The 19,166-nt window shown below is 55.3% G+C and carries 25 protein-coding genes; 4 read left to right on the forward strand and 21 right to left on the reverse strand.

Translation table 11 applies throughout. The features are described 5' to 3' along the window. The 4 genes from BLP45_RS14560 to BLP45_RS05245 form a co-directional block, all read left to right on the forward strand. The coding region (locus tag BLP45_RS14560) for a transposase (RefSeq protein WP_371128731.1) at window positions 1-442 on the forward strand (442 nt) is incomplete at its 5' end. Window positions 443-542: 100 nt separating this feature from the next. Beyond that, window positions 543-1,343 (forward strand): class I SAM-dependent methyltransferase, encoded by an 801-nt coding sequence (locus BLP45_RS05235; RefSeq protein WP_090370521.1) that lies wholly within the window; start codon window positions 543-545, stop codon window positions 1,341-1,343. A gap of 297 nt (window positions 1,344-1,640) precedes the next feature. Next, the gene (locus BLP45_RS05240) at window positions 1,641-2,855 is read left to right on the forward strand and encodes an O-antigen ligase family protein (protein ID WP_090370523.1); all 1,215 of its coding nucleotides are present in this window, start codon (window positions 1,641-1,643) and stop codon (window positions 2,853-2,855) included. Window positions 2,856-2,935: 80 nt separating this feature from the next. Continuing rightward, window positions 2,936-3,895 carry a glycosyltransferase family 2 protein gene (locus tag BLP45_RS05245; RefSeq protein WP_090370526.1) on the forward strand — a complete coding sequence of 320 codons (960 nt, stop codon included), beginning with the start codon at window positions 2,936-2,938 and terminating at the stop codon, window positions 3,893-3,895. A gap of 253 nt (window positions 3,896-4,148) precedes the next feature. On the opposite strand, the gene BLP45_RS14890 is transcribed toward BLP45_RS05245, so the two are convergent. From BLP45_RS14890 to BLP45_RS05345, 21 genes are all read right to left on the reverse strand, one after another. Then, window positions 4,149-4,454 (reverse strand): hypothetical protein, encoded by a 306-nt coding sequence (locus BLP45_RS14890; RefSeq protein ID WP_256327694.1) that lies wholly within the window; start codon window positions 4,452-4,454, stop codon window positions 4,149-4,151. 332 nt (window positions 4,455-4,786) lie between these two features. Next, window positions 4,787-4,984 carry a hypothetical protein gene (locus BLP45_RS14895; protein WP_256327695.1) on the reverse strand — a complete coding sequence of 66 codons (198 nt, stop codon included), beginning with the start codon at window positions 4,982-4,984 and terminating at the stop codon, window positions 4,787-4,789. Continuing rightward, entirely contained in the window at window positions 4,977-6,152 is a 1,176-nt protein-coding gene (locus BLP45_RS05255) for a hypothetical protein (protein ID WP_090370527.1), read from the reverse strand. Before BLP45_RS05255 ends, BLP45_RS14895 begins: the two co-directional genes overlap by 8 nt. Further along, the gene (locus BLP45_RS05260) at window positions 6,145-6,759 is read right to left on the reverse strand and encodes a GNAT family N-acetyltransferase (RefSeq protein WP_090370529.1); all 615 of its coding nucleotides are present in this window, start codon (window positions 6,757-6,759) and stop codon (window positions 6,145-6,147) included. The genes BLP45_RS05255 and BLP45_RS05260 overlap by 8 nt, the downstream gene beginning before the upstream one ends. Next, window positions 6,759-7,106, reverse strand: a complete 348-nt coding sequence (locus BLP45_RS05265) for a hypothetical protein (protein WP_090370531.1) — start codon at window positions 7,104-7,106, stop codon at window positions 6,759-6,761. The genes BLP45_RS05260 and BLP45_RS05265 overlap by 1 nt, the downstream gene beginning before the upstream one ends. A gap of 8 nt (window positions 7,107-7,114) precedes the next feature. After that, window positions 7,115-8,770 carry a hypothetical protein gene (locus BLP45_RS05270; RefSeq protein ID WP_090370533.1) on the reverse strand — a complete coding sequence of 552 codons (1,656 nt, stop codon included), beginning with the start codon at window positions 8,768-8,770 and terminating at the stop codon, window positions 7,115-7,117. 121 nt (window positions 8,771-8,891) lie between these two features. Then, on the reverse strand, window positions 8,892-9,386 hold the full coding sequence (locus BLP45_RS14320; RefSeq protein WP_218117953.1) for a hypothetical protein: 495 nt from the start codon (window positions 9,384-9,386) through the stop codon (window positions 8,892-8,894). A 276-nt stretch (window positions 9,387-9,662) separates the two neighbouring features. Next, entirely contained in the window at window positions 9,663-10,148 is a 486-nt protein-coding gene (locus BLP45_RS05280; protein ID WP_143002401.1) for a hypothetical protein, read from the reverse strand. A gap of 98 nt (window positions 10,149-10,246) precedes the next feature. Next, entirely contained in the window at window positions 10,247-12,283 is a 2,037-nt protein-coding gene (locus BLP45_RS05285) for a hypothetical protein (RefSeq protein ID WP_090370538.1), read from the reverse strand. A 433-nt stretch (window positions 12,284-12,716) separates the two neighbouring features. Then, entirely contained in the window at window positions 12,717-13,262 is a 546-nt protein-coding gene (locus BLP45_RS05290) for a lysozyme (protein ID WP_256327696.1), read from the reverse strand. Between the two features lie 76 nt (window positions 13,263-13,338). Further along, window positions 13,339-13,647 (reverse strand): hypothetical protein, encoded by a 309-nt coding sequence (locus tag BLP45_RS05295; RefSeq protein ID WP_090370539.1) that lies wholly within the window; start codon window positions 13,645-13,647, stop codon window positions 13,339-13,341. Next, window positions 13,644-13,955 carry a hypothetical protein gene (locus BLP45_RS05300; protein WP_090370541.1) on the reverse strand — a complete coding sequence of 104 codons (312 nt, stop codon included), beginning with the start codon at window positions 13,953-13,955 and terminating at the stop codon, window positions 13,644-13,646. Before BLP45_RS05300 ends, BLP45_RS05295 begins: the two co-directional genes overlap by 4 nt. Window position 13,956: 1 nt before the next feature. Beyond that, window positions 13,957-14,139: a hypothetical protein gene (locus tag BLP45_RS05305; protein WP_090370544.1), complete on the reverse strand. Its 183-nt coding sequence runs from the start codon at window positions 14,137-14,139 to the stop codon at window positions 13,957-13,959. A gap of 52 nt (window positions 14,140-14,191) precedes the next feature. Continuing rightward, a complete protein-coding gene (locus BLP45_RS05310) occupies window positions 14,192-14,782 on the reverse strand; it encodes a hypothetical protein (RefSeq protein WP_218117954.1) in 591 nt (196 codons plus the stop codon). Next, window positions 14,773-15,096 carry a hypothetical protein gene (locus tag BLP45_RS05315; protein ID WP_256327697.1) on the reverse strand — a complete coding sequence of 108 codons (324 nt, stop codon included), beginning with the start codon at window positions 15,094-15,096 and terminating at the stop codon, window positions 14,773-14,775. Before BLP45_RS05315 ends, BLP45_RS05310 begins: the two co-directional genes overlap by 10 nt. Further along, window positions 15,097-15,996, reverse strand: a complete 900-nt coding sequence (locus BLP45_RS05320) for a hypothetical protein (RefSeq protein ID WP_090370550.1) — start codon at window positions 15,994-15,996, stop codon at window positions 15,097-15,099. It lies immediately after the preceding gene. A 2-nt stretch (window positions 15,997-15,998) separates the two neighbouring features. Continuing rightward, window positions 15,999-16,622: a phage adaptor protein gene (locus BLP45_RS05325; RefSeq protein WP_090370552.1), complete on the reverse strand. Its 624-nt coding sequence runs from the start codon at window positions 16,620-16,622 to the stop codon at window positions 15,999-16,001. Continuing rightward, the gene (locus BLP45_RS05330; RefSeq protein ID WP_090370554.1) at window positions 16,619-16,951 is read right to left on the reverse strand and encodes a hypothetical protein; all 333 of its coding nucleotides are present in this window, start codon (window positions 16,949-16,951) and stop codon (window positions 16,619-16,621) included. Before BLP45_RS05330 ends, BLP45_RS05325 begins: the two co-directional genes overlap by 4 nt. Beyond that, window positions 16,951-17,319 (reverse strand): hypothetical protein, encoded by a 369-nt coding sequence (locus BLP45_RS05335; RefSeq protein WP_256327698.1) that lies wholly within the window; start codon window positions 17,317-17,319, stop codon window positions 16,951-16,953. Before BLP45_RS05335 ends, BLP45_RS05330 begins: the two co-directional genes overlap by 1 nt. A 59-nt stretch (window positions 17,320-17,378) precedes the next feature. Next, window positions 17,379-17,819: a hypothetical protein gene (locus BLP45_RS05340; protein WP_090370558.1), complete on the reverse strand. Its 441-nt coding sequence runs from the start codon at window positions 17,817-17,819 to the stop codon at window positions 17,379-17,381. A gap of 71 nt (window positions 17,820-17,890) precedes the next feature. Continuing rightward, the gene (locus BLP45_RS05345) at window positions 17,891-19,165 is read right to left on the reverse strand and encodes a phage capsid family protein (protein ID WP_090370560.1); all 1,275 of its coding nucleotides are present in this window, start codon (window positions 19,163-19,165) and stop codon (window positions 17,891-17,893) included. Window position 19,166 lies beyond the last annotated feature (1 nt).

Consider the following 19,166-nt stretch of genomic DNA (forward strand, 5'->3'; position numbering starts at 1 on the left):
TTGCCACCATCGGACCGGCACCTTGTGGGAAGGGCGCTACAAAGCCACCCTGATTGATACTGAAGCGTATTTACTGATCTGCATGCGCTATATAGAACTGAACCCCATGCGTGCAAACATGGCGGCGCATCCGTTCGAATATCCATGGTCAAGCTACGGCTACAATGCCTGGGGCCAGGCGAATGACTTGATAACGCCCTATCTGGAATATCAACGTTTGGGAGTAACTGCCGAGGAACGTCAGGCTGCGTATCGGCAGCTATTCGAGCAACCCATATCTGACAAGGATATGAGCGAGATCAGAGAGGCGACCAATAAAGCCTGGGTATTGGGAAATGCGCGGTTTAAACAGAATATTCAAAAGAGATTAAAAAGACGGGTAGAGCCAGCAGCAAAGGGTGGAGACAGACGCTCAGAACAATTCAGGATCAATCGAATCTGACCCCATTGATCGATCCTTTCTGAAAATTATGGGTTACTGGTACTATTCATCCTCGGGGATACAGCAACCTGTCGCGATGTTGCATAACAAATGGACATAAATGAGCGAAGAAACTTCAAAGCTGCTCGGGTTTTTGGAGCCGTCCGGAATAATGATCGAAACGCTTACGCGGACGACCTCATGGGGCGGACATATACCATTCATGTTCTGCCTCATGAATTACATGCGTCCACGCACGTATCTGGAGCTTGGCACGCACTATGGGGCAAGTTTTTTTGCGGTTTGCCAGGCAATACGGGACCTTAGGATAGATTGTTCACCTACTGCTGTCGATCTCTGGCTGGGGGACGAGCATGCGGGAAAATACGACGAAGATGTTTATAAAAGTTTTACCCGGATACTTGAGGATAGATATGCCGGTATTGGGCATGTACTTAGAAAAGACTTTACTGAAGCAGCAGCCGACTTCGGGAATCACACGCTTGACCTCATTCATATAGATGGACTGCATACTTATGAGGCTGTTAAGAATGACTATGAAACGTGGCTCCCAAGAGCGTCGGAAAATGGCGTTATCTTGTTTCATGATACTAACGTCAGGGAAAGGGGGTTTGGTGTTTGGAAGTTATGGGACGAAATCAAGGATAACTACGCAAGTTTCAACTTTACGCACACACATGGGCTGGGCATGATCGCGCTCGGATCGGCCGCATCAAACCCGGTAATTTCGTTACTCCAAGCAATCAATTGTTCAGAGTCTTCTAAAAGATCATTCGATAATTTCTTTCGCTTAGCTGGTGAACGTGCTGTAAAGGAAGCAATCTCTAAAAGAAGATTTCAAGCGGTGCCGCAGCTGATTATTAACTTTCTTCGACCTTTCAGGCGTGATCTACGCCGATAATTTATACACATCTTTGCTCGCGATATCGATTTACCGCGGTATGAAAGAATCGCAAGCCGCAAATCCTCCTTGCAACAATGGTGTAGCTTGCTATGCGCGTAAAGGAAAGATGAAAATTTCGGCGGTTGGCATGATCTCTTCCCCTATCCAATTCTTTCATTGACACTAAATTAAGCTGACCTACGTCGCCGGACGAAGCCCAAGAAACATGAGGATTGAATCAAAAATTAACAATCCGGAGAAACGGATTCATGACGGCGCCACAGATTCGCCCAGTCAAATACAAGGTGCTTATAGGTGCGCGATGCGCTAGCAAAGTCTGCTCTACTCTTTTTTGGCATCGCCTTGTGGAGCAAGGGGCTGAGCTTATATGCCTATTATCTTCTAACCCTGGCCTGGATTTTGGATGGCGGTCTTGGAAGATACCGAGAAACAATTAAAGAGCCTTTCATTTTGGCAATGCTCATTTTGTGCGTTATCGTAGCCTTGGGAATTTTCTGGAGCGACCATCCTAAACTCGGGGTTAAGGTCTGGAAGAAATATTCTGCATTGCTGATTTTCATTCCCTACCTATCCCTTTTGGACAAGGGACGATTACCATGGGCGATGAGCGGCCTATTTATAGGTTATTTCGGCATTCTGCTCGCGGGCGTGTATCAGTGGAGGGCTGTGGGCTCTCAAGGTATCCGCGCCCTTGATATAACTTACGTCGATTTTTCTGCGACGCTCGGTATCGGGGTAATACTTGCACTCTACCTCGCAGGTAAAAGAGATAATAAAAAAGCAAGAGCACTACTGTGGGTTCTGGCGGCTTCCTTACTATTTATTCAATTTAATCAGAACGCGCGGGGGCTGCTTCTATCCACCCTTGTTTCATCAGGGCTTTTAGTTTTTTTGCTGCACAAAAAAAGAATCAGAACTCTTCTCGCTATAACGGCATCGTTAATAGTTGCGATCGCAGTTTTCGCGTATAGCAGCGCCAGCTTTCAACAAAGACTGGCTCAAGCCCAGAGTGATATTGAATTGTCCACACAGGGAAGATATGACACCAGCCTCGGCTATCGTCTCGCCATATGGGATATCGGTCTATACGGTATAGCCGAACGACCGTTGTTTGGTCACGGTACAGGGGCAGCGGCCCCCTATTTTGATAAAACCGTAGAAACATACAAGGACGGCCGCTATAAGGATCTGCCGAGATTTCTCAGAACTTATCATTACCACAATGATTGGATCGAGATCGGAATGCATGTTGGAATGCTTGGCCTTCTAGCGTATGCCTTTTTATTGTGGAGCTGGTTTCAAACACTAAAGATATACAAGCTACCTATTCTAGGCGCAGCGTTTATGTGCTTTATTCTCCTGTTCGGCATGACGGACGTGCTGGTTATACTCAGACAAAATCTCTATCTACTCCTTGCTATAACCGCTGTAGCTATCAGTTGGCAAAGAGCGCATAGGGCTGACCATTCTACTAAAAAAGAATTTTTGAGGAAATTTGATGAACAATAAAGTAATGAATAGCGGTGGATTTCTTGGAACGCAATCGGTCATCATGCTTTTGCGAGTGGGCAACAATTTCTCACAGTAATATGAATACACGGCTCTCATTATCTATCGCCTTGGCAAGTTACAACGGCGAACGCTATATCAGTGAGCAGCTTGATAGCATTGCGCGGCAGACTCGTCTTCCAGACGAGTTGATAATCTCTGATGACGCTTCTAATGATGCAACGCGGGCTATCGTGCTGGATTTTGCCCAGCGCGCCTCCTTCCCTGTGCTGCTACGAACAAACAGCGAGCGCCTCGGCTCGACGCGTAATTTCGAAGTAGCGATACGTGCATGCAGTGGCGACATCATCTTCCTTTGCGATCAGGACGATGTGTGGTATCCGGATAAGTTGGCTTTTATCGAGAGGCGCTTCCTCAGTAACACGGGGGCGGGTGCTGTATTTACTGACGGCGATGTAGTGGACCAAGATTTGCATCCACTCGGGGTACAGCTATGGAAAGTCTTCAAATTTGGTCTAAAAAATCAGGCACGAATTGCGGCTGGGGATGCGCTCGGAGTATTGCTTAAACGCCCGGTAGTGACAGGCGCGACTATGGCCTTTCGCTCTATATATCGCGATCTCGTATTGCCCCTGCCGAATATGTGGCACGATGCTTGGATCGCTTTGCTTATCGGCGCTGTATCTCGCCTCGATACTGTGCGGATGCCGCTGATCGCCTATCGCCAGCACGGCGCCAATCAGCTTGGCATACCGCGTCGTGGCAGGAACCGCAACAAGACTTGTGCTACGATCTACGGACCACAGGTTAGTTACTATGAGGCGGCTCGCACCCGCCTGCTGGAGGTCGGCAATCGTTTTCCCATCAGCGAACAGAAGATTCGTTGCCTTTATGAGGCTTTAATTTTCCTGCGTGCTCGCGCCGCCTTGCCCGATGCAAGGTGGCGTCGGTTGACCGGCACTCTCCATGAGCTTGTCGTACTGCGCTATCATCGCTACGCTTTTGGATTGAGTAGCTTTTGCAAAGATCTGATGCGCTAACTGATTTTACCTGCTACGGGGGGTGATTAGACGCAAGCAAACCTTTTGAAAGCATCTACTCTCATTGATCGCAAGGGCGCATCCGTAGAGGTAGGCAATGTGAGAATCACTCCCATTCACCTTGGATAAAACCACGATACCCAGCATGATGACAACATAATATAGAGAGATGATTATGCTTATAGCATTGAGACTGCCCGCATTATGAAGGTCGAATTGCACAAAAAAGAACTAAAGGAAACTACTACTTGATCTATTGAGAAAGAATTGACGAAGGAAGAAAACCAGCCGCTAATTCCTTTAAGTTTGTATCTTGATCGCCACCATTTTCCAGTCTAAATTTCCAACGATAATTTTGCGGATCATTCGGGTCCGCCGGCACCGGATCATCCACCAGGTTTATGCCGCCTTTCTTCAGGGTTTCCCTGGCAGCTTTCGCATTTCCGGTTAACAGGAAATGCAATGCATCGGGGATCCCCTTTTTCTTTGCTTCATAAACTCTGTTCATCCATGGCGCCATTTCCTCCAGGAGGCCATGTTTCTTGTAGATGCTTGCCATGCGTGTAAGCGCATCCGCATCTTCCAGGAGATTGCCCCTCAGCATTCGCCTGCCGATCATTTCGTCCGCTGGCATTAGCGCGTTGTCAGGGTATTTTCGTACCATAGGTCTTTTATATTGGCTCATCAGGCCCCAGCCGCCAGCATTCGCCGCAACGCCGCTATCCCGCCGGGCCACCGGTGTTTTTGATTGGAGTCCTCCCATTGAAATGGGCATATCGGATTTCTCCAAAGCCCCGACTGCCATAGCTGAATTAGTTAGATCCGCCGAGTCGGAGCTTGACTGATCAGGATCAGTCATCGTGGGGCGCGGCGGTTGCCGCCAATCAGCGGCTATTTCATCGCTGGCGGCCCGTAACCGGTCGCGCCGGTCCTTGTTGAAAGCGGCCTTATCCATTCTTGCGTGATGTATTTCCGCTGCACGCTCATCGGCTCGGCCCCCCGCTCCGCGAGCCGCCGTTTAAGCTCCATCTCTCCGCCGCTGCGAATGCCCTCCGCCAAGCCGCCGGCAAATGCGCCTAGGTTAAACATGGCCGCCCTCCTTCACGATTTTATTTTCCTGCTCCCCTGCCTTGCGTGGGCGCTTTAATCCACGCAGGCCAGCGCTATTGACCCGATGTATGAAATTCTCGCCCAGCAGTTCCACCGCTTCGGCATTCAGTACCGCTTCGCCATTTGATAGCCGGACCGGTTGCAGCCCTTCGACGGTAGCGGGGATGGAATCACTGCTGCCGGTGCCGGGACCGCGTATCACGCCTCCCCTGGCATGGCCCTCTTCGACGTGACCTGCTTCATCATGGTCTCGCTTGGCCTTGAGGGAGGTGAGGCCCGCCAGGCCATGCACACGATAATTCCTGATGACGCCGCCTTTGCGAAGCTTCTTTGTTATGGCCGCCGAGCCGAGTTGACCAAGCAGGCTTCCTAATCCCGCCGCTCCCAATGCCGAATTCTGGTTCGCCTGTTGCCATGCGTCAAGTTGCCCTTGGTATTGCCCCAGTCCCAGATTACCGGAAGACGAGTTTGCACTGGTTGCGCCGCCGAACCAGTTTTGCGCGGCATTCATTCCGGCGTTGCGGATTCCCGCGCCGGTCGCAATATTGCTGGTGGCGGAGTTTCCTGCATGAAGCGATGCGGCATCGGCGGCCAGTCCCGTATTCGGCATGTTGCGTCCGAATTTCGCCGCCCCTTCGCGCATGGCCATACCCTGCAATTCGGTATCACGCCGTGCCTTGTTCATTGCCCCGGCGGTATCTTTGGCGAACCCCAGGGTGGCTTCGGTCGCCAGCGCCTGGAACCTGCCGGAGTTCGGATTAACGCCCATGCGTTCCATTTGCCTCTGGTTCGATGCCAGCGCGCCTTGATAACCGCGTGCAATATCAGCCCCCGCCTCCGCCGCCATCCGGTCTTTGCGCTCCCGCGAATCGAACCGGCTGGCGTCGGCAACCATGCGCTCCTCAACCGGAGCGAAGAGGTCGCGGTAAACCTGCCATTGAGATTCTGCCCGGGCTGCGTTGGCATCGCCCGACGCAATCTGCTGGTTAACGATTTCCTCTATCAGCGGATCCTGCCTTGCTGCGCGGTCCTTCTCCCAGGCGAGCTGCTCGCGCCCGGCCTGGGCCATCTCCCTGGCAAGTTCCGCATTGGACATCGCGGCCTGCCCGATCAATGGATCAGGTTTCGGTGGCTTTAAGCTACACATTTTCGACCTCCAGTATTTTGATCAATCCGTTTTCGACATGCCGATAGCCGAGCATACGGAAGAACCGCCCGGCCTTGTTTACGGTCTTTACCGTGATATTGATTTCCTTGGCGCCGATCTGCCGCAAAGATTGCTCTACGTATGCCACAAACAGCATTGCGACCCTTCCCCGGCGCGCGGCAGGCAACAGGTATAGGGTATCCTCGGTCGCAATGAGGGTTTGCGTATGCGCGGACATATCCAAGTACATCGCGCAGTTACCCAATAATTTACCTTCGTCTCTCAGCGTGAAAAGAACGTACCTTCCCGCGCGCTCATAGCGGACGAATGTTTCATAATCCGGATTGAATGGCAGGCCATGCCGGTGCTCCTCGGTCTCATCCCAATGCGCCCGGTGAAGCGGATTTATCTCTTCAATGATGTTTCCAATATGCTCAACAGCGAAGGTAAAACCTTGATAATCTTCCGGTGGAATCTCGTCAATCAGGGCGCGCGGCATGAGGGGAGATAACCAGTCTGCGGCAATGAGAATGTCGGCACCGAGTTCAGGAGATAAAGGCCGTCCCATGTTGGCCTTTAAAACGGCAAACAATCGACTGTTGGTCATCAGCTATCAAACCTTGTAATCATTTCGTTGAGCGCTGCGCGAACCTCGTTTGTGTAGGCATAGAGCGCTTCGCATTCGGCTTTTGTCGGTGTAGCGGAGAAGGTAAGCGCCTGTGCCACTGGAACAGTTATCTTGTTTCCGCGCCTTCCTGTCAGGATTTCAAGTGTGTTTCGAAGCCACGGTGCCGCATTTGCCGGAATACCTGGTTTCTTGATGCGAACCGTTGCGGTAATGCCGGTCCTTAACGATGTCTCAACGGTTGACCCGTCATTATAGAACTTGCCGGCAAAAATCCCGTTTCGCCTTGTCCCGTACCCGCCAGAGCCTAGCCTTGAGATAGCAGCCATGGGCTAAATCACGTAATGACAAAAGTGTCTGTACTCGCGGGGGCTGTAGTCAAAGCCGTTACCGTAAAGGTTGGCGTGGCGGCAGCCGTGCTGGATGTTATATCGGTGCTCTGGCCCCTGAGTGCCGCAGTAGTCGTGTCGTCAGCAAAGGTCATAATTCTCCCCTTGAACTGTGTCGATACCGATCCGGCAGGAGTGAGGGAAGATGACACCACGCTGGTCGTGGTCGAACCCACCCCTACCGTGCCGATTACATTTCCTTTGACTGCCCGCTTAAAAGCATCCAATGCCGCCGTGCTATTGCCGATTGCGGACAGGGTGCTATCCATACGCCCACCAACAAGCGCGGCCGGGAGCCGGATTTGAATATCATTGATGTCAGTCTGAATACTCGCTGTTTCGGCCTTTATCGCCGCAATCTCACTATCGAGGAGGTCGTCAATCGTATTGACGCTGGCCTGAGTGGCAAGTGCTGTTAAGCCAGCGCCCGCCGCGCCTATCTCTGCTGTATCTATCAGGATTGCCACCGTGTCGGATTTGATCGCGGCTATTTCCGTATCCAGGAGATCGTCAACAGTATCAACACTGGCCTGCGACGCCCTGCTTGAGATAGTGGCGTTAATGTTGTCGCCGAGTATCTTGCCGGCCGTGCCAGCGCCATAGGCGCCTGGCAATGCCGTTGCCCACGGGTCTCCAGCAGAACCTGACGCGTCAAGCGCGTACCCTGTGCTACCAGCGGTCAAGTGCCCGGATAGAACCTCGTCCCATACAGCATCGGCAATACCGGCCTCTGTGAGGCTCCCGCCACCTACAGTGCTCACCTGCGCGTCAAGATTGGTTTCTATCAGCAAACCATAGCTGCCAGAGATGCCGTAGGTCGCGGTTGCCGCATTCCATGTGGCCGCCGCCACGCCTGCCGCATCAAGATCATTGAACCCGGTAATTCCAGTACCTTTGGCCAGCGTGATATTCGTGCCGGCAGTCAGTACGCGCGCCGCCGTGCCCCATGCTTTATCAGCCGCCGCCTGAGTAATATCCACCAGACCGCCCGCGGTGATGGACAGTGCGGCGAAATTCGCCGGAAACGACTGAGTGAGCGAGTATCCTGTTTTTCCGATATTCCAGTCACCCTTGCCATTGAGCGCACCCGCCGCAATGCCGGAAGCGGTCAACCACCCGGCAGTAATGGCCGGAAGGTTCGTTAGGTTGGTGACAGTGGTAATCGTCCCGCCCGTGATGTTCGTCGGGCTTGCAACGCTCGTCGGAAAAGTCACGCCAGCCGCAGCCGTGATGGTCTGGCCCGCCAGTTGCACGGCAGACGCATCAAGATAATCGGTCCCAAGCACCAGCGCGTCGTAGACGTTCGCCGGCAGCACCATGAATTCGCGCCGCACGGCGAGCGCTCCGGCGACATGCACATTGACCTCGAGTTTTCCAAGGGTGTTGGTATCGGTGGCGTCGAGCACTGCGTAATACCGGCCTGACGCGATGTGTGTCGCGCCGCCCGAATTCTTGCTTGCCTCGGTGGTCGCGCCTTCCTTCCAGAGCTTTATGTCGGTGTTGGCGATAGTTAGCGCCGTTTCGACGGTGCTGCCATCCGTGCTATCCAAAAAGCTGCCCAGCAGAATCTCCTGGCTTGCCGTGGCGTATCTCAAATAAAGCATTCGAGCCTCTTGAAAGGTGAGGAATTATTGGTATTCCCAATATCCATGAACAAACCGGCTTTAGCCATGGGGATATAAGGCGCAGCGAAGTTGGAAGCCCCTGCCGTTAGGCATGGGTAATTCACATGATCCCCTGATTTCGATAGTGATTGACGAATACCGCGATTGGAGAACTGGCGGGAGGGGCCCCTTCTACGCCCCGGCTATACTCCGGTGCCCACACATAAGGCGTCTGCGCATCTTCCTCGCTCGTCCCGTAGCCTGTGCCTTGCCTGGTTGCTACATGTCCGCCGATCAGGTCGGTAATCGTTGCATCGTTTGCGCTCCTGCCATGCAACAGAAACTTGATCGACGGCGCAAAGGGCATGCCGAGCAGGGGCGCGCCCTTTGCAAGCTCCACTGCTTGCGCTGCGGTTATCCCTGCGCCTGAGACGAAGGCGACTTGTCCCCATTTACCTAGCCAAAATCTGACGGTATTAAGGTCATTCCTGGTCCCGATATACAGCAAAGTTCCGTTCGACGTGCCAGATATAACTTGCCCCGATGACTCACTTACCGAACCGGAAAGCGGCACATAGCCTACGTAAAGAGACCCACTTCGACGCGTTGCATACATCCACATCCAAGTGCCAGTAGCTGGCGCACCAGTAACCTCTAAAAGGGATCCAGTGTTGACCTGAACGGCGGCCTGATTCGAGCCGCTTGCGATAAGCAAATTGAATGAATCCGCACCGCCGACTGTATTCGTCGAGATTAAATATCTCGGATTGGCGCTCGCTTCGACTTGCGCTAACGTAACCCACGCCCAATTACCGTCTGGGAGCGTGAAATCCGCATGATCCGGGACCGAATGGTATCGAGTGGAGTTACTCGCTCCGAGGTCTATCGCCATTTAGGTTGTCGTGTAGGTCAGCGCGATTGCCCATACTTCCATGTCGCCAGTGGCGTTGGTTCCGGGAGATACGGCATTCTCGCGCCGGAGTTGCACAGAGATGTAGTCGCCTGCCGCGAGTGAATCGACAGTCGGGAATGCGAGGCTGATTTCGCCCATCAGTCCTGCGGTAGCCGGAACCGTCACATCGGCTGGCGTATTTTGTGTGTCATAGCTATCCGTGTCGATGTTATCTCCGTCACTCGCTGCCATGACCTGCGCGCCGATACGAACCACTCCCGTAGTCGCGCTGAGCATCGAGTATTGCCATTTGACTGCCAGGCCAGAGGCGTAATCGGAGGGCATGCGAAACGACCATGTAATCAGTTCGTCTGTGGTGCCGTCGAACAGAAGATAAGGACGAGCTCCAACCCAGGCCATGCCCGGAGGATTGGTGGAATCCCGCACTCCGCCGAGTATGGGTAGGTTAATTTGTGAGGTTGCCATGTTTAGCCCAATTTGTTTCTGATCGCGGTTCTTGGTTGCGCCGAAGTCCGGGGTGGGTAGTCTGGAATGGCAGCAACGGCGGTCTTTGAATCCGGAAACTACGCCCCCTTCAACCCATCCATCGTCTCCGCCAGGACCATGCCCGTTACCTTTACGTTGCCGGACAGCACCACTTCCACGTTGTCGGCCTTATAGCCCGCTGGAAGCCGGAAAGCACGGTTATTGGTGACCTGTTTGGTAAACTTCAGCATGCCATCCGCCCACAACTGGAATTGCAGCGTGTCAATAATCAGCGGCGGGATCATCTCCATTTCGTCTCCGCCTATTTCATACTCTCCAAGTGACGGATCCGCCAAGCCATCATTCAGGGTTCCGGCAGTGACAAGCGCCTGGTTTGCAGCGATAGCGGTGTCGTAAGAAGTTTGCGCCGCGCCCGTTTCCTCCTCCGACATGTCAAAATCGGCGTCTATCTTAGCCGCGCCGTAATTGACGGGTGGCGCGGTGATGAATTTCTTGCTCTTCCATTCATAGGAAAGCTTTGTCCCGACATCCCCCTCCCACTGGTATATTTTCCTGTCCATTGCGACATAGAGCTTGCCGGTCCAGGGATCCGCCCAGATCGCGGTAATGCGCTGGTTGACCTTGATAAACGATGCGGCCTCATTCTTGTCGATCACGAACATCAGGGAACTGTCGTCCACCGAATAACCGGAGTAATACCGGTTATCGGCGGAGGCGGCGATGAACGTGTCGGGGTGCAGCTCCACCCATTCTTTTTGCGTGAACAGATCCTTGGTCACAATGTCGCTGCTCGCACCGATGATCACCATCCCTTGCGGCGCGGGATACCCCACACCGAAGGCGAAACTTGCCACCCCCCGCTTCGCCATACATGGCCAGGCAACGCCCAGCTTCTCCATGCCGCCGCCCATGGTCGCCGGTTCGACGCCGGTAATAGTGAACGGATTGCCTTTCGTCATGCCGACCAGCGTCGTGCCGGTAACACCGATGGCCACAATATCCTGGTCGTATGTCTGCCGGTAAGCAGTCGGCCAGGCGTAGGGCTTGAACGGTTCCGAGAAGCAAATCTCGTTGCCGAAAAATCCACAGGCAATGCCATTCGCCATGATGATGATTCCCTTCATGTCCGACGGAGGCATGAGCCAGCCGGTGGACGGAAGCACTTCGCCCAGCGCGGCATCTTCATCACTGGTCGTATCGTCATAGGTGGTGGTGATCGCCGCAACGGTCGCGATGTAGTGATACTCGGTACCGGAGGAAGTGGTCAGCGTGCGGTAAATCCGCTTTGTCATGCTGGACGTGTTGTGGCGTGCTACACGGGTCCAAGTGCCGCCGGACGTGTAGGTTTGGGTGGTGGATAGCAGGATGACCGCTTTGGTTGCAGCGGAGTCCACGCTCACAAGCGTGAAGGTTGCATTGAGGTCAGTCATGCCAGCCACGGCTGCGAAGGTGATGGTTTCCCCGAGACGTAGACCGAAAACGGTATCAAGCGTGACCTGGACATAGCCTGCCGACGGCGTGCCTTTAACCGCGGCTGATACGGTGCCGGAGTTCGGCGGTGCGGTATCAAGGCTGGATAATGTCCAGATGTCATCGACCTTGCCGGTAGTCACGGCTGAGGCCGGGGATGGCGCCGATTCCTCGCCCCATTGCGTGATGAAGGTATAAACGTAGGAGCGCGTCAGCGTCGATCCCATGCCGCCCGATGGCATCACCGTCGGGGCGGTAATGGGCTGCGTCACCCCCAGCACATAGCACCCGGACGGATAACGGCCGGCGCCAGCGGTGGCTGTTTCGTAATCTGATGCGCGCGGTTCGCCGTCGCCGGTGTAATAGAAACGCCTCTCGGTATTCCCCGCAACAGGCGAGCGCGCCACGTCCACATCCTTATCCCACGCCAGCCACTTCTCGTTGCCGTCCTTCTCCATGCGGAACATGGAAACGACGTCGTTCTCGATGACAGGCGCAAACACCAGCAAAGGACCATTTCTCGGCCGCAGGTCACCGGATGTCAGTATGCAATTGGTGGCAACCTGTGCCTGGTTGTTGCCAAGCAGTTGCTTTGAAAGCCTGGGAACAAGCCCCGAGAAACCGGCGATTCTGAATGCAGTCACGCTGGACAAGCCTTCAACCTAAACCCGGCAGTTGGACAAGGTGGAGTGTGCGGTTTTTGGGGTGCAGGGCAAGGCGCAACGACGCGGAATGGTCATTCCATTCCAAGAAGTTGCAACGCCGCCATGTGCCGCAAAAACCGTGCAATCCGCCCTGTAGCGGCCTCACCTGGAAGATGAGTATCAAATAATCCAAAATATCGTTATTAGTCATAATATTGATCTATTCAATGAGCGACCAACTACCGGATTTAGGTTTAACCCAGATAATTCATTAGGCGGCTCCGCGAGCCTACCCGAGTACGGGCGGTCAGTTTGCGGCCATTTTCGCCGCCTGCCCGGCGTCCATAAACCGGGCTATGGACTTCTCCCAACCGACAAAACTGCCTCGCAACCTGCCTCTCCATCATCTCGCGTCCTAATGAATTATCTGCGTTCAATTTTGGGTTAACTCCGAGGATTGAGGCGACTTCCCGCCTTCGCACAATGCCCGCTCTTCTGCCCGCCGTTTTACCAGTCCCGGCAATACCTTTCTGCCCGGCCCGTATTTGAATGCTTCGATGCGCTCGCAGGCTTCCGCATATTTCCCGGCATTGATCAGGTCAATCAGATTAGGCGGTTTGCCGGGCTTTGCCTTGCGGCAGAAGGCCGCAACCCCAATGTTATAAGCCAGGCTCACATATGCTTCATATTCGTGCTGGTATAGCGGCACAGTGACGCACTTTTTCACTCCGGCGGCATAGACGCCCTCGACTTCATCGAGCAACCGTACCAGCGAGCGTCCCGGCGTGGTCTTGTCGCCCATCCTGACACCGGCGGTACTGCCGAAACCGATGGTCGGCACATCGCCGGGAGCGGGAATGTAGGCCTCATCCTTGTAGCCTTCGTGCACGGCGATCCCGACAAGCGTCGAAGCCGCCAGCACCATGACAGCAACCGCGGACCGGGCTTGCCGGATTTGTGTTGGAGACGGCTTGATCATTTTGTGCGTCCTTCAGGTTTTTGCCCTCTTCCGCCGGCCTCCTTTTTTCGGAATGCCTGCCGACAGTGTTTACATGTCATTTGGCGTTCTCCGTGATGCAATCAAGCTTGGCTTTTATGGTTTCTTTCAGATCCCCGGCATTCAGCTTGGCACACGACGAGACTTCGGATGAAGGTGGAGGTGGAGGTGGAGGTAGAGGTGGAGGCGATGGCTTGAGTTTAGGCTTGCGGGCATCCGTTTTGCTCTCCGGTTGTTCCGGATTCACCTCGGCGTTAACCGCGGGATTGACTGCGGGACGAGGCTGCTCAACCGTGCGCTCCTCTACCGGCGCAGGCGTGAGCATGGCGCAGGAGGCCAGGGATACGACGGCGGCCACGTATCTCATTGCTTTCTCCCGCGCGGCCACTGCTCGATGATCCTGTCGAGCTTCTCGTTAAATTCCTTCATCGTTTCCCGCTGTTCGATCCTTGCGGTTTTAAGCTCCTCCGTCAGGCGTTCATTGGTTCGCTCCTGGTACACTTCCCCGCGTTTTAAACTGGCAATATCGTTTTGCACCGCGTTATAAGTGGCCACGCCCGATGCGAGGAGACCCGCTATCGCGATAATTCCGCTAAATGACAACGTCGAGGTGGACGGCCCGCGCCGCCGTTCTTTTCTGGGCTCGCTGCCGTTATCGTCGTCTTCACCGGTCATGTCAGAACAGCCCCCACAAAACGGCGACCATGACGATCAGGGCCACAGCGAACAACAGCGCTCCCGTCCACTTCGATGCCTTCAATTTATCGAGCAAGCTGTCAGCGCCAGCCTCGGCCTCCGCGTGTTGCCGGTCCATCTCTTCCTTGATATCCCTGATTCGCTTGCGCTGGAACATAGTCATTCGTGCCTCCAATAAAAAAGGCCGCCAGGCGGCCTCTGTTGAACATCTACGATTACCATCGAATTGCGTCCAACTCCTCTTGTGATGGACTCTCGCCGAGTGCCGCGATCCGATCGCGCAATCTCTGCCGCTTGCCGGTAAGTTCGCCGTGCAATGGCGCAAACAAAGCGGCTTTCGCCATGATCCTGCCTACCAGTTCAGCCTTGGCTATGCCCCGCCCTGCCGCCGCCTGATCAATCCACGGCGTGGCGGCACCAGCGTCTGCCAACCATGCGCGCGCCTCCATTTCCTGCCGGGGCCAGCTTTTAACCTCATCCTGCGGGTAGTCCTCGGTCAGGGCTGCTACGGCGGCGCCGTATGCCTCATTGATACGGCCAAGCGCCGCGGCTTTCAGTTCGGCGGCGCGCGGCCGCGCTGGCGGTTGCGGCGCGGCGGCGATCCAGCGATCGATAAATGGCTGAAAATCCGTGATTGTCTCCAAAGGGGTATTTTCCGCTTTGGCGGAATCGGTATATTCAACGTGCCCGCTTGCGCCATTCCACTGCACGGCGCGGATCTCTCTGGGCAGCGTGGATAAGTCGACCGGCCTGAATAGTCCGTCAACCCCGACAACGCCATCGTCTCGAATAATCGTCATTCGCATGCGCTATCCTCCCCTTGCAACAGGCGCCGCGCCGCGAGACGCACCTGTTGCGCCTGCGTTTCCTGCTTCACCATCGCGTTGCGGAACGACTCGGTAGCCGCGGCGCCTTTGCGCGACTCGTTGGCCGTGTTGATCATGAGGGTTGGCATCCAGGCAATGGCGCAGCCCCAGTTATCAATTTGCTGCCCCGTGTTAACGTCAACACCTCGAACCTGCACATACCACGGACAGCGGTAGATAACGGGCTTTTCATCCTCGGTTTTAATCTCTTCGCACTTGGCCCCCAGGGGGCAGCCTGCAACTTTGATTTCCATCTAATCCTTGCTCGCCAAAATCATATCGATGTACTGTACAGCCAGGTTGATGGCCGTACCGGTGAAGGCGTGGTTGTGCGAACCACCGCCGCCAGTCAGCCCTGTGTAAGGCAACGGCTGAGTATTTTGGTGCACAAAAAAACTAGTAGGACCACCTGTAATGGTGTTTACAATTGTATCCATGCCACCACTGTGGGCATGAGCAGGAATCTGAGCGGATGTTAGAGTCGTCGCACTATTTGACCCTGTAACTGCCTGCGACGCGAAAGCCGCCGTAAACGCTACCGAGCCGCCCGAACCTCCACCCGCGCCGCTGACTATTCGCAGTGCTTTGTCGTTATGTGTCGTGAGCTGTGTCCAGCCAACCGGGGCGGCAGCCTGAAACCAATCCGTGACCGAGCCGGGAGGGATAATGTTTAATGGAGCGGCGCCAAGTGTCGCCCTTGCCGTGGCAGCGTCGGCATCGTCCAGCAAAGCCCGAATGAACGACGATAATCCGGTTAACGCCGCCACGCCGGCTCCCGTAAAATACGGCAGCTCGTCGGCGGATGCCGACAGCGCGCCAAGGGCAGCGAGGTTGGCATTGGATAGGGATTCTTCCAGGGCTGCGTTCGTCAAACCCGCAACAAAGTAATCCCCGGCCGCCCAGGTCCTGGCCGTGGTGCCATCCAATCCGCGCCCGCCTGCTGCTATGGTGAGACTGTCGGTACTGCGCGTGTCAATCTTCACGACTTCCCGGTTACCGGAAGCATCCTTGAAGATTCCGTAGAAATAGTCTCCGGTGCCGAGGGACGGAAAGAGAAGACCCTTCCCGGCTTCAACCGTGAAGCTCAGCCCCGTTGTGCCGCTGGGCGCGGAACTGACGACCGCCTTGCCAAAATTCGAGAACCTGAGTCCCATTTTCAACCTCGCTGCAAGATTGCAGTGATTAATGGAGCACGAGTGTGGCTGCTGGCTACGCGTATGCCCGCCGCGGCTGTTTTGATGGCGAATTGCTGCGCGTGATGCTGCGCAAGTGGAAGATCGGTATACGGTTTCTTCGGCGACAACATCATTCGCGCCATTGCGCCATGAGCAATCGCCTCGCGATATTCGTTGTATTGCGTGTCATCTATCCCGGTACTGGCGGGAGCCGGTTTGAGTGCCACGATCATTGTCAGGGACCCATCCGCGCAGGGCGCTGGCACAAGGGTTAAAAATGCTGGACCGCCCAGAATGTATTCCGGGGTGCCGGTCCGGTGGCGCCAGCGCGCAATCCTGATACCCGATTCACCGGCATGTGATTCGATTTCCTTGTCATCCAGTTCCGCATAGGTAATCGCGTGCACTGCGGCTTCGGCGGGCGGAATGAAAGCATAGGTCGCGGTACCGGCCACCACCGAAACAGAAGGATGGACGTATTTCCATGCCAGCGACTGTTCGCAAAAGGCAATAGCGGCCTGGCGCAATGCACTGTCTACAGCTGCGAATGGGCAACCGGGAAGGTCTGGCACGACCAGGTCGTAGAAATCGCTCCACAGCTTCATGGTTGTGCCTCTGCACCGAACAACTGCCCGAATGCCGCGGCACGCCCCGAATTCACATGCTCATCATCTGTCATCTCGGCCCGCGCCGTCACGTAATCCGCCACGGTTTGGACATAGCCGGCCGGAAGGGGGAAAGTGTCGGCAAGCACTTTCTCCGCATCCGGCAGGCTGGCGAATTGGCCGACGAACAGGTCAGGCCGGCGCTTGAGTACCTGCAGCATTCCATGGTTGGCAAATGCCAGCAATGTGGCGTCCGAATACCGGGTCTTGTCCAGATCGTTCAACGGAAGGCGCGCCAAGTCGACAACAGATTGATACGTAAATGCCATTACAGCGGCATCTCGTGTCGTGAGAACAGCGCAACCACCTTGTGCCGGAGGGTATCTTCATCTTGCCGCTTGTCCAGCCGTTCGTTGTATTGGCGTTCGGCAAATTCGATCAGCGTTTTTTTATCCATGGCATGAAAATCGACCACTGGGAGCGGCTCTTCAACCGGCTTTTCCGCTGGTGCCAGGCCGATCGGTTCCGCATGGGCAGCTTTCCCCCTCGCTTCTTTCGCCCAGGTATCCCGGAAGGCAAGCAGGCGTTCGGCCACCTCGGCGGTCACATTGCGAATCTGGCCCGGCTCCCAGCATAACCCCACGCCGTTGACGCTATCCGTCTTGGCGCAGTTGCCGATGTACTTCACTTGGGGCATATCAAACTCCATAAAAGGGCGACCCCCGGAAGGACCGCCCGAACCGTGGCGCAGTGCCGTTACTTGACGCCTTCGCCGTCACCCTTGACGATAGCGGTGATTGCGCCGGAGGCGAATGTCGTTGCCGCAACTGTTACGGTCAATATCACAAACACATCCTTCTCGAACTTGATGGGCTGAAACGCGCATGCCTTGCGGCCAGCGGCCGACAGGAATGTGCTGGCAGCGGAGAAATAGTCATCGTCCGCAACCGGACCCTCCGCCGAATTCACCGGCTCATAGCCAACCTTGGCGGCAAACGCCGTGCCGCCGGTATCCAGATCATCGTTAACGATATCCAGATCGGTAACACGAACACCTGCCGGGATTCTGACGGGACGGTAAACATCCACCAGGGCACCCGTGGCCGGCGTGACAGAGCCGTAGACGACGACGGTATTGCCATAACCACCCATGTGACGGTTCCTGGTATTCAAATCTGCTGCATTGAAAGTAGCCATTGATACACTCCTTGAAAATTCCGGCCGCTGATGGTTGAAGGAAGCAAGGCTGTTACAGCCTCGTTATCGTTCTAGGTTAGGGGAACGGCGGAATCGACCGCGATCACACCGAAATCGGTCGGCACTTTGGTGCCGGTACCGTCGTCGACGGACATGCGCACTTTTGCCTTGCCGCACACCTTTTCGCCCATGACTTCCAGATTGCTCTCGAAGTTGTACCAATGCTCTTTCCAGCCGAACTGCATACCGCTGACCTTGGTTTTGCCGTAGGCGATGCCCAGCGCTTGCGCACCGAGCAACAGACCGCGTTCCACCGCATAACCGGAGGTCAGCGCGGGATTCACTGGTTGATCGGTTTCGGTTGCGGTCGGCGCATTGCCGGAAGTGACGATCCTGGTGGATTCGGAAGGCAGAAAACGTATCGCCCGTTCGTTCTTGATCACCAGGATGCCGTTCCACATCCCGACTTCGCCCGCAAACAACGGATGGCGGGTATCAAGGTAGGCGGCGCGGTTTACCGCGTTTTGCTGGAATGCGCGCAACGAGCCTTCGGTCAACAGTACCGAGTACTGGTTTGGCGTGGCAAGGAATACCCACATCTTCGAAGTCTGCGCGGCCCGATCGCCGGCAAGCTTTACCGATTGCAGGGGTTGGTCCATGTCGTCCAACCGTTTGCGCAGATTGTCCAGGTGGCCCAATCTCAGCAGATCGGTGGAAACGATGGAGCCGAGCTGCGCCCCGCCCTGGGTCAGATTTGCACCGTTGACCACGAAGTGGCGGTTGTAGGTCGGCGCCTTGACCGGGTTGACCATGATCGAGCTGAAATTCGCAGCGCTTTGCAGTGGCACCGCCCAGTCCGTGCCGGTCTGGGAGCCGCGCGCACCGGCGAGATGCACCAGCGACTCCTGCGTATCAAGCCGGGGGAAATAGCCGGACAACTGCGCCAGCGCGATCTCGCGCAAATTATGCTTGGTGCGCTGCTGCGACATGCTGCCGCCTGCATCGATCACCTTGCTCGCCAGGTCGATCTTGATTTCCATCGAAGAGAAGTTCAGCGTATTGCCCTTGCCTTCGCGATTGACGTCGCCCATCAGGGGTTCCCCGCTTACCGTATCCACCAGGTCCAGCGAGACGATATCCCCTGCGCTTTTCAGCAGGTTATCGATCCGCACCAGCGGCATGCCGGGTTGTGTCTGTCCGGCGACCTTCTGCATTGCGGAAGTCGGCTCCACCGGCCCGACCAGGTTTTCCATGGCGGACGCACCTTTCAGGGTATTGGCAAAGAGTGCAGCGCTATAGTGTTTAACGGCGATCGAACTGCCGCTTGCTACGTTGGTTTCAGCCATT

Origin of the sequence: Nitrosospira sp. Nl5 (assembly GCF_900102495.1) — a bacterium.
In the GTDB taxonomy this organism is placed as follows: Bacteria; Pseudomonadota; Gammaproteobacteria; order Burkholderiales; family Nitrosomonadaceae; genus Nitrosospira.

Bases quoted from the DNA above. Each gene is read 5' to 3' on its own strand.
- BLP45_RS05300 (WP_090370541.1), bottom strand. From the start codon at position 13,955: ATGACCGGTGAAGACGACGATAACGGCAGCGAGCCCAGAAAAGAACGG.
- BLP45_RS05320 (WP_090370550.1), bottom strand. From the start codon at position 15,996: ATGGGACTCAGGTTCTCGAATTTTGGCAAGGCGGTCGTCAGTTCCGCG.
- BLP45_RS05270 (WP_090370533.1), bottom strand. From the start codon at position 8,770: ATGCTTTATTTGAGATACGCCACGGCAAGCCAGGAGATTCTGCTGGGC.
- BLP45_RS05245 (WP_090370526.1), top strand. From the start codon at position 2,936: ATGAATACACGGCTCTCATTATCTATCGCCTTGGCAAGTTACAACGGC.
- BLP45_RS05265 (WP_090370531.1), bottom strand. From the start codon at position 7,106: ATGGCTGCTATCTCAAGGCTAGGCTCTGGCGGGTACGGGACAAGGCGA.
- BLP45_RS05255 (WP_090370527.1), bottom strand. From the start codon at position 6,152: ATGTGTAGCTTAAAGCCACCGAAACCTGATCCATTGATCGGGCAGGCC.
- BLP45_RS05310 (WP_218117954.1), bottom strand. From the start codon at position 14,782: ATGCGAATGACGATTATTCGAGACGATGGCGTTGTCGGGGTTGACGGA.
- BLP45_RS05335 (WP_256327698.1), bottom strand. From the start codon at position 17,319: ATGCCCCAAGTGAAGTACATCGGCAACTGCGCCAAGACGGATAGCGTC.
- BLP45_RS05295 (WP_090370539.1), bottom strand. From the start codon at position 13,647: ATGAGATACGTGGCCGCCGTCGTATCCCTGGCCTCCTGCGCCATGCTC.
- BLP45_RS14320 (WP_218117953.1), bottom strand. From the start codon at position 9,386: ATGTATGCAACGCGTCGAAGTGGGTCTCTTTACGTAGGCTATGTGCCG.
- BLP45_RS05260 (WP_090370529.1), bottom strand. From the start codon at position 6,759: ATGACCAACAGTCGATTGTTTGCCGTTTTAAAGGCCAACATGGGACGG.
- BLP45_RS05345 (WP_090370560.1), bottom strand. From the start codon at position 19,165: ATGGCTGAAACCAACGTAGCAAGCGGCAGTTCGATCGCCGTTAAACAC.
- BLP45_RS14895 (WP_256327695.1), bottom strand. From the start codon at position 4,984: ATGTTTAACCTAGGCGCATTTGCCGGCGGCTTGGCGGAGGGCATTCGC.
- BLP45_RS05280 (WP_143002401.1), bottom strand. From the start codon at position 10,148: ATGGCAACCTCACAAATTAACCTACCCATACTCGGCGGAGTGCGGGAT.
- BLP45_RS05340 (WP_090370558.1), bottom strand. From the start codon at position 17,819: ATGGCTACTTTCAATGCAGCAGATTTGAATACCAGGAACCGTCACATG.
- BLP45_RS05330 (WP_090370554.1), bottom strand. From the start codon at position 16,951: ATGGCATTTACGTATCAATCTGTTGTCGACTTGGCGCGCCTTCCGTTG.
- BLP45_RS14890 (WP_256327694.1), bottom strand. From the start codon at position 4,454: ATGGCAAGCATCTACAAGAAACATGGCCTCCTGGAGGAAATGGCGCCA.
- BLP45_RS05315 (WP_256327697.1), bottom strand. From the start codon at position 15,096: ATGGAAATCAAAGTTGCAGGCTGCCCCCTGGGGGCCAAGTGCGAAGAG.
- BLP45_RS05325 (WP_090370552.1), bottom strand. From the start codon at position 16,622: ATGAAGCTGTGGAGCGATTTCTACGACCTGGTCGTGCCAGACCTTCCC.
- BLP45_RS05290 (WP_256327696.1), bottom strand. From the start codon at position 13,262: ATGATCAAGCCGTCTCCAACACAAATCCGGCAAGCCCGGTCCGCGGTT.
- BLP45_RS05235 (WP_090370521.1), top strand. From the start codon at position 543: ATGAGCGAAGAAACTTCAAAGCTGCTCGGGTTTTTGGAGCCGTCCGGA.
- BLP45_RS05305 (WP_090370544.1), bottom strand. From the start codon at position 14,139: ATGACTATGTTCCAGCGCAAGCGAATCAGGGATATCAAGGAAGAGATG.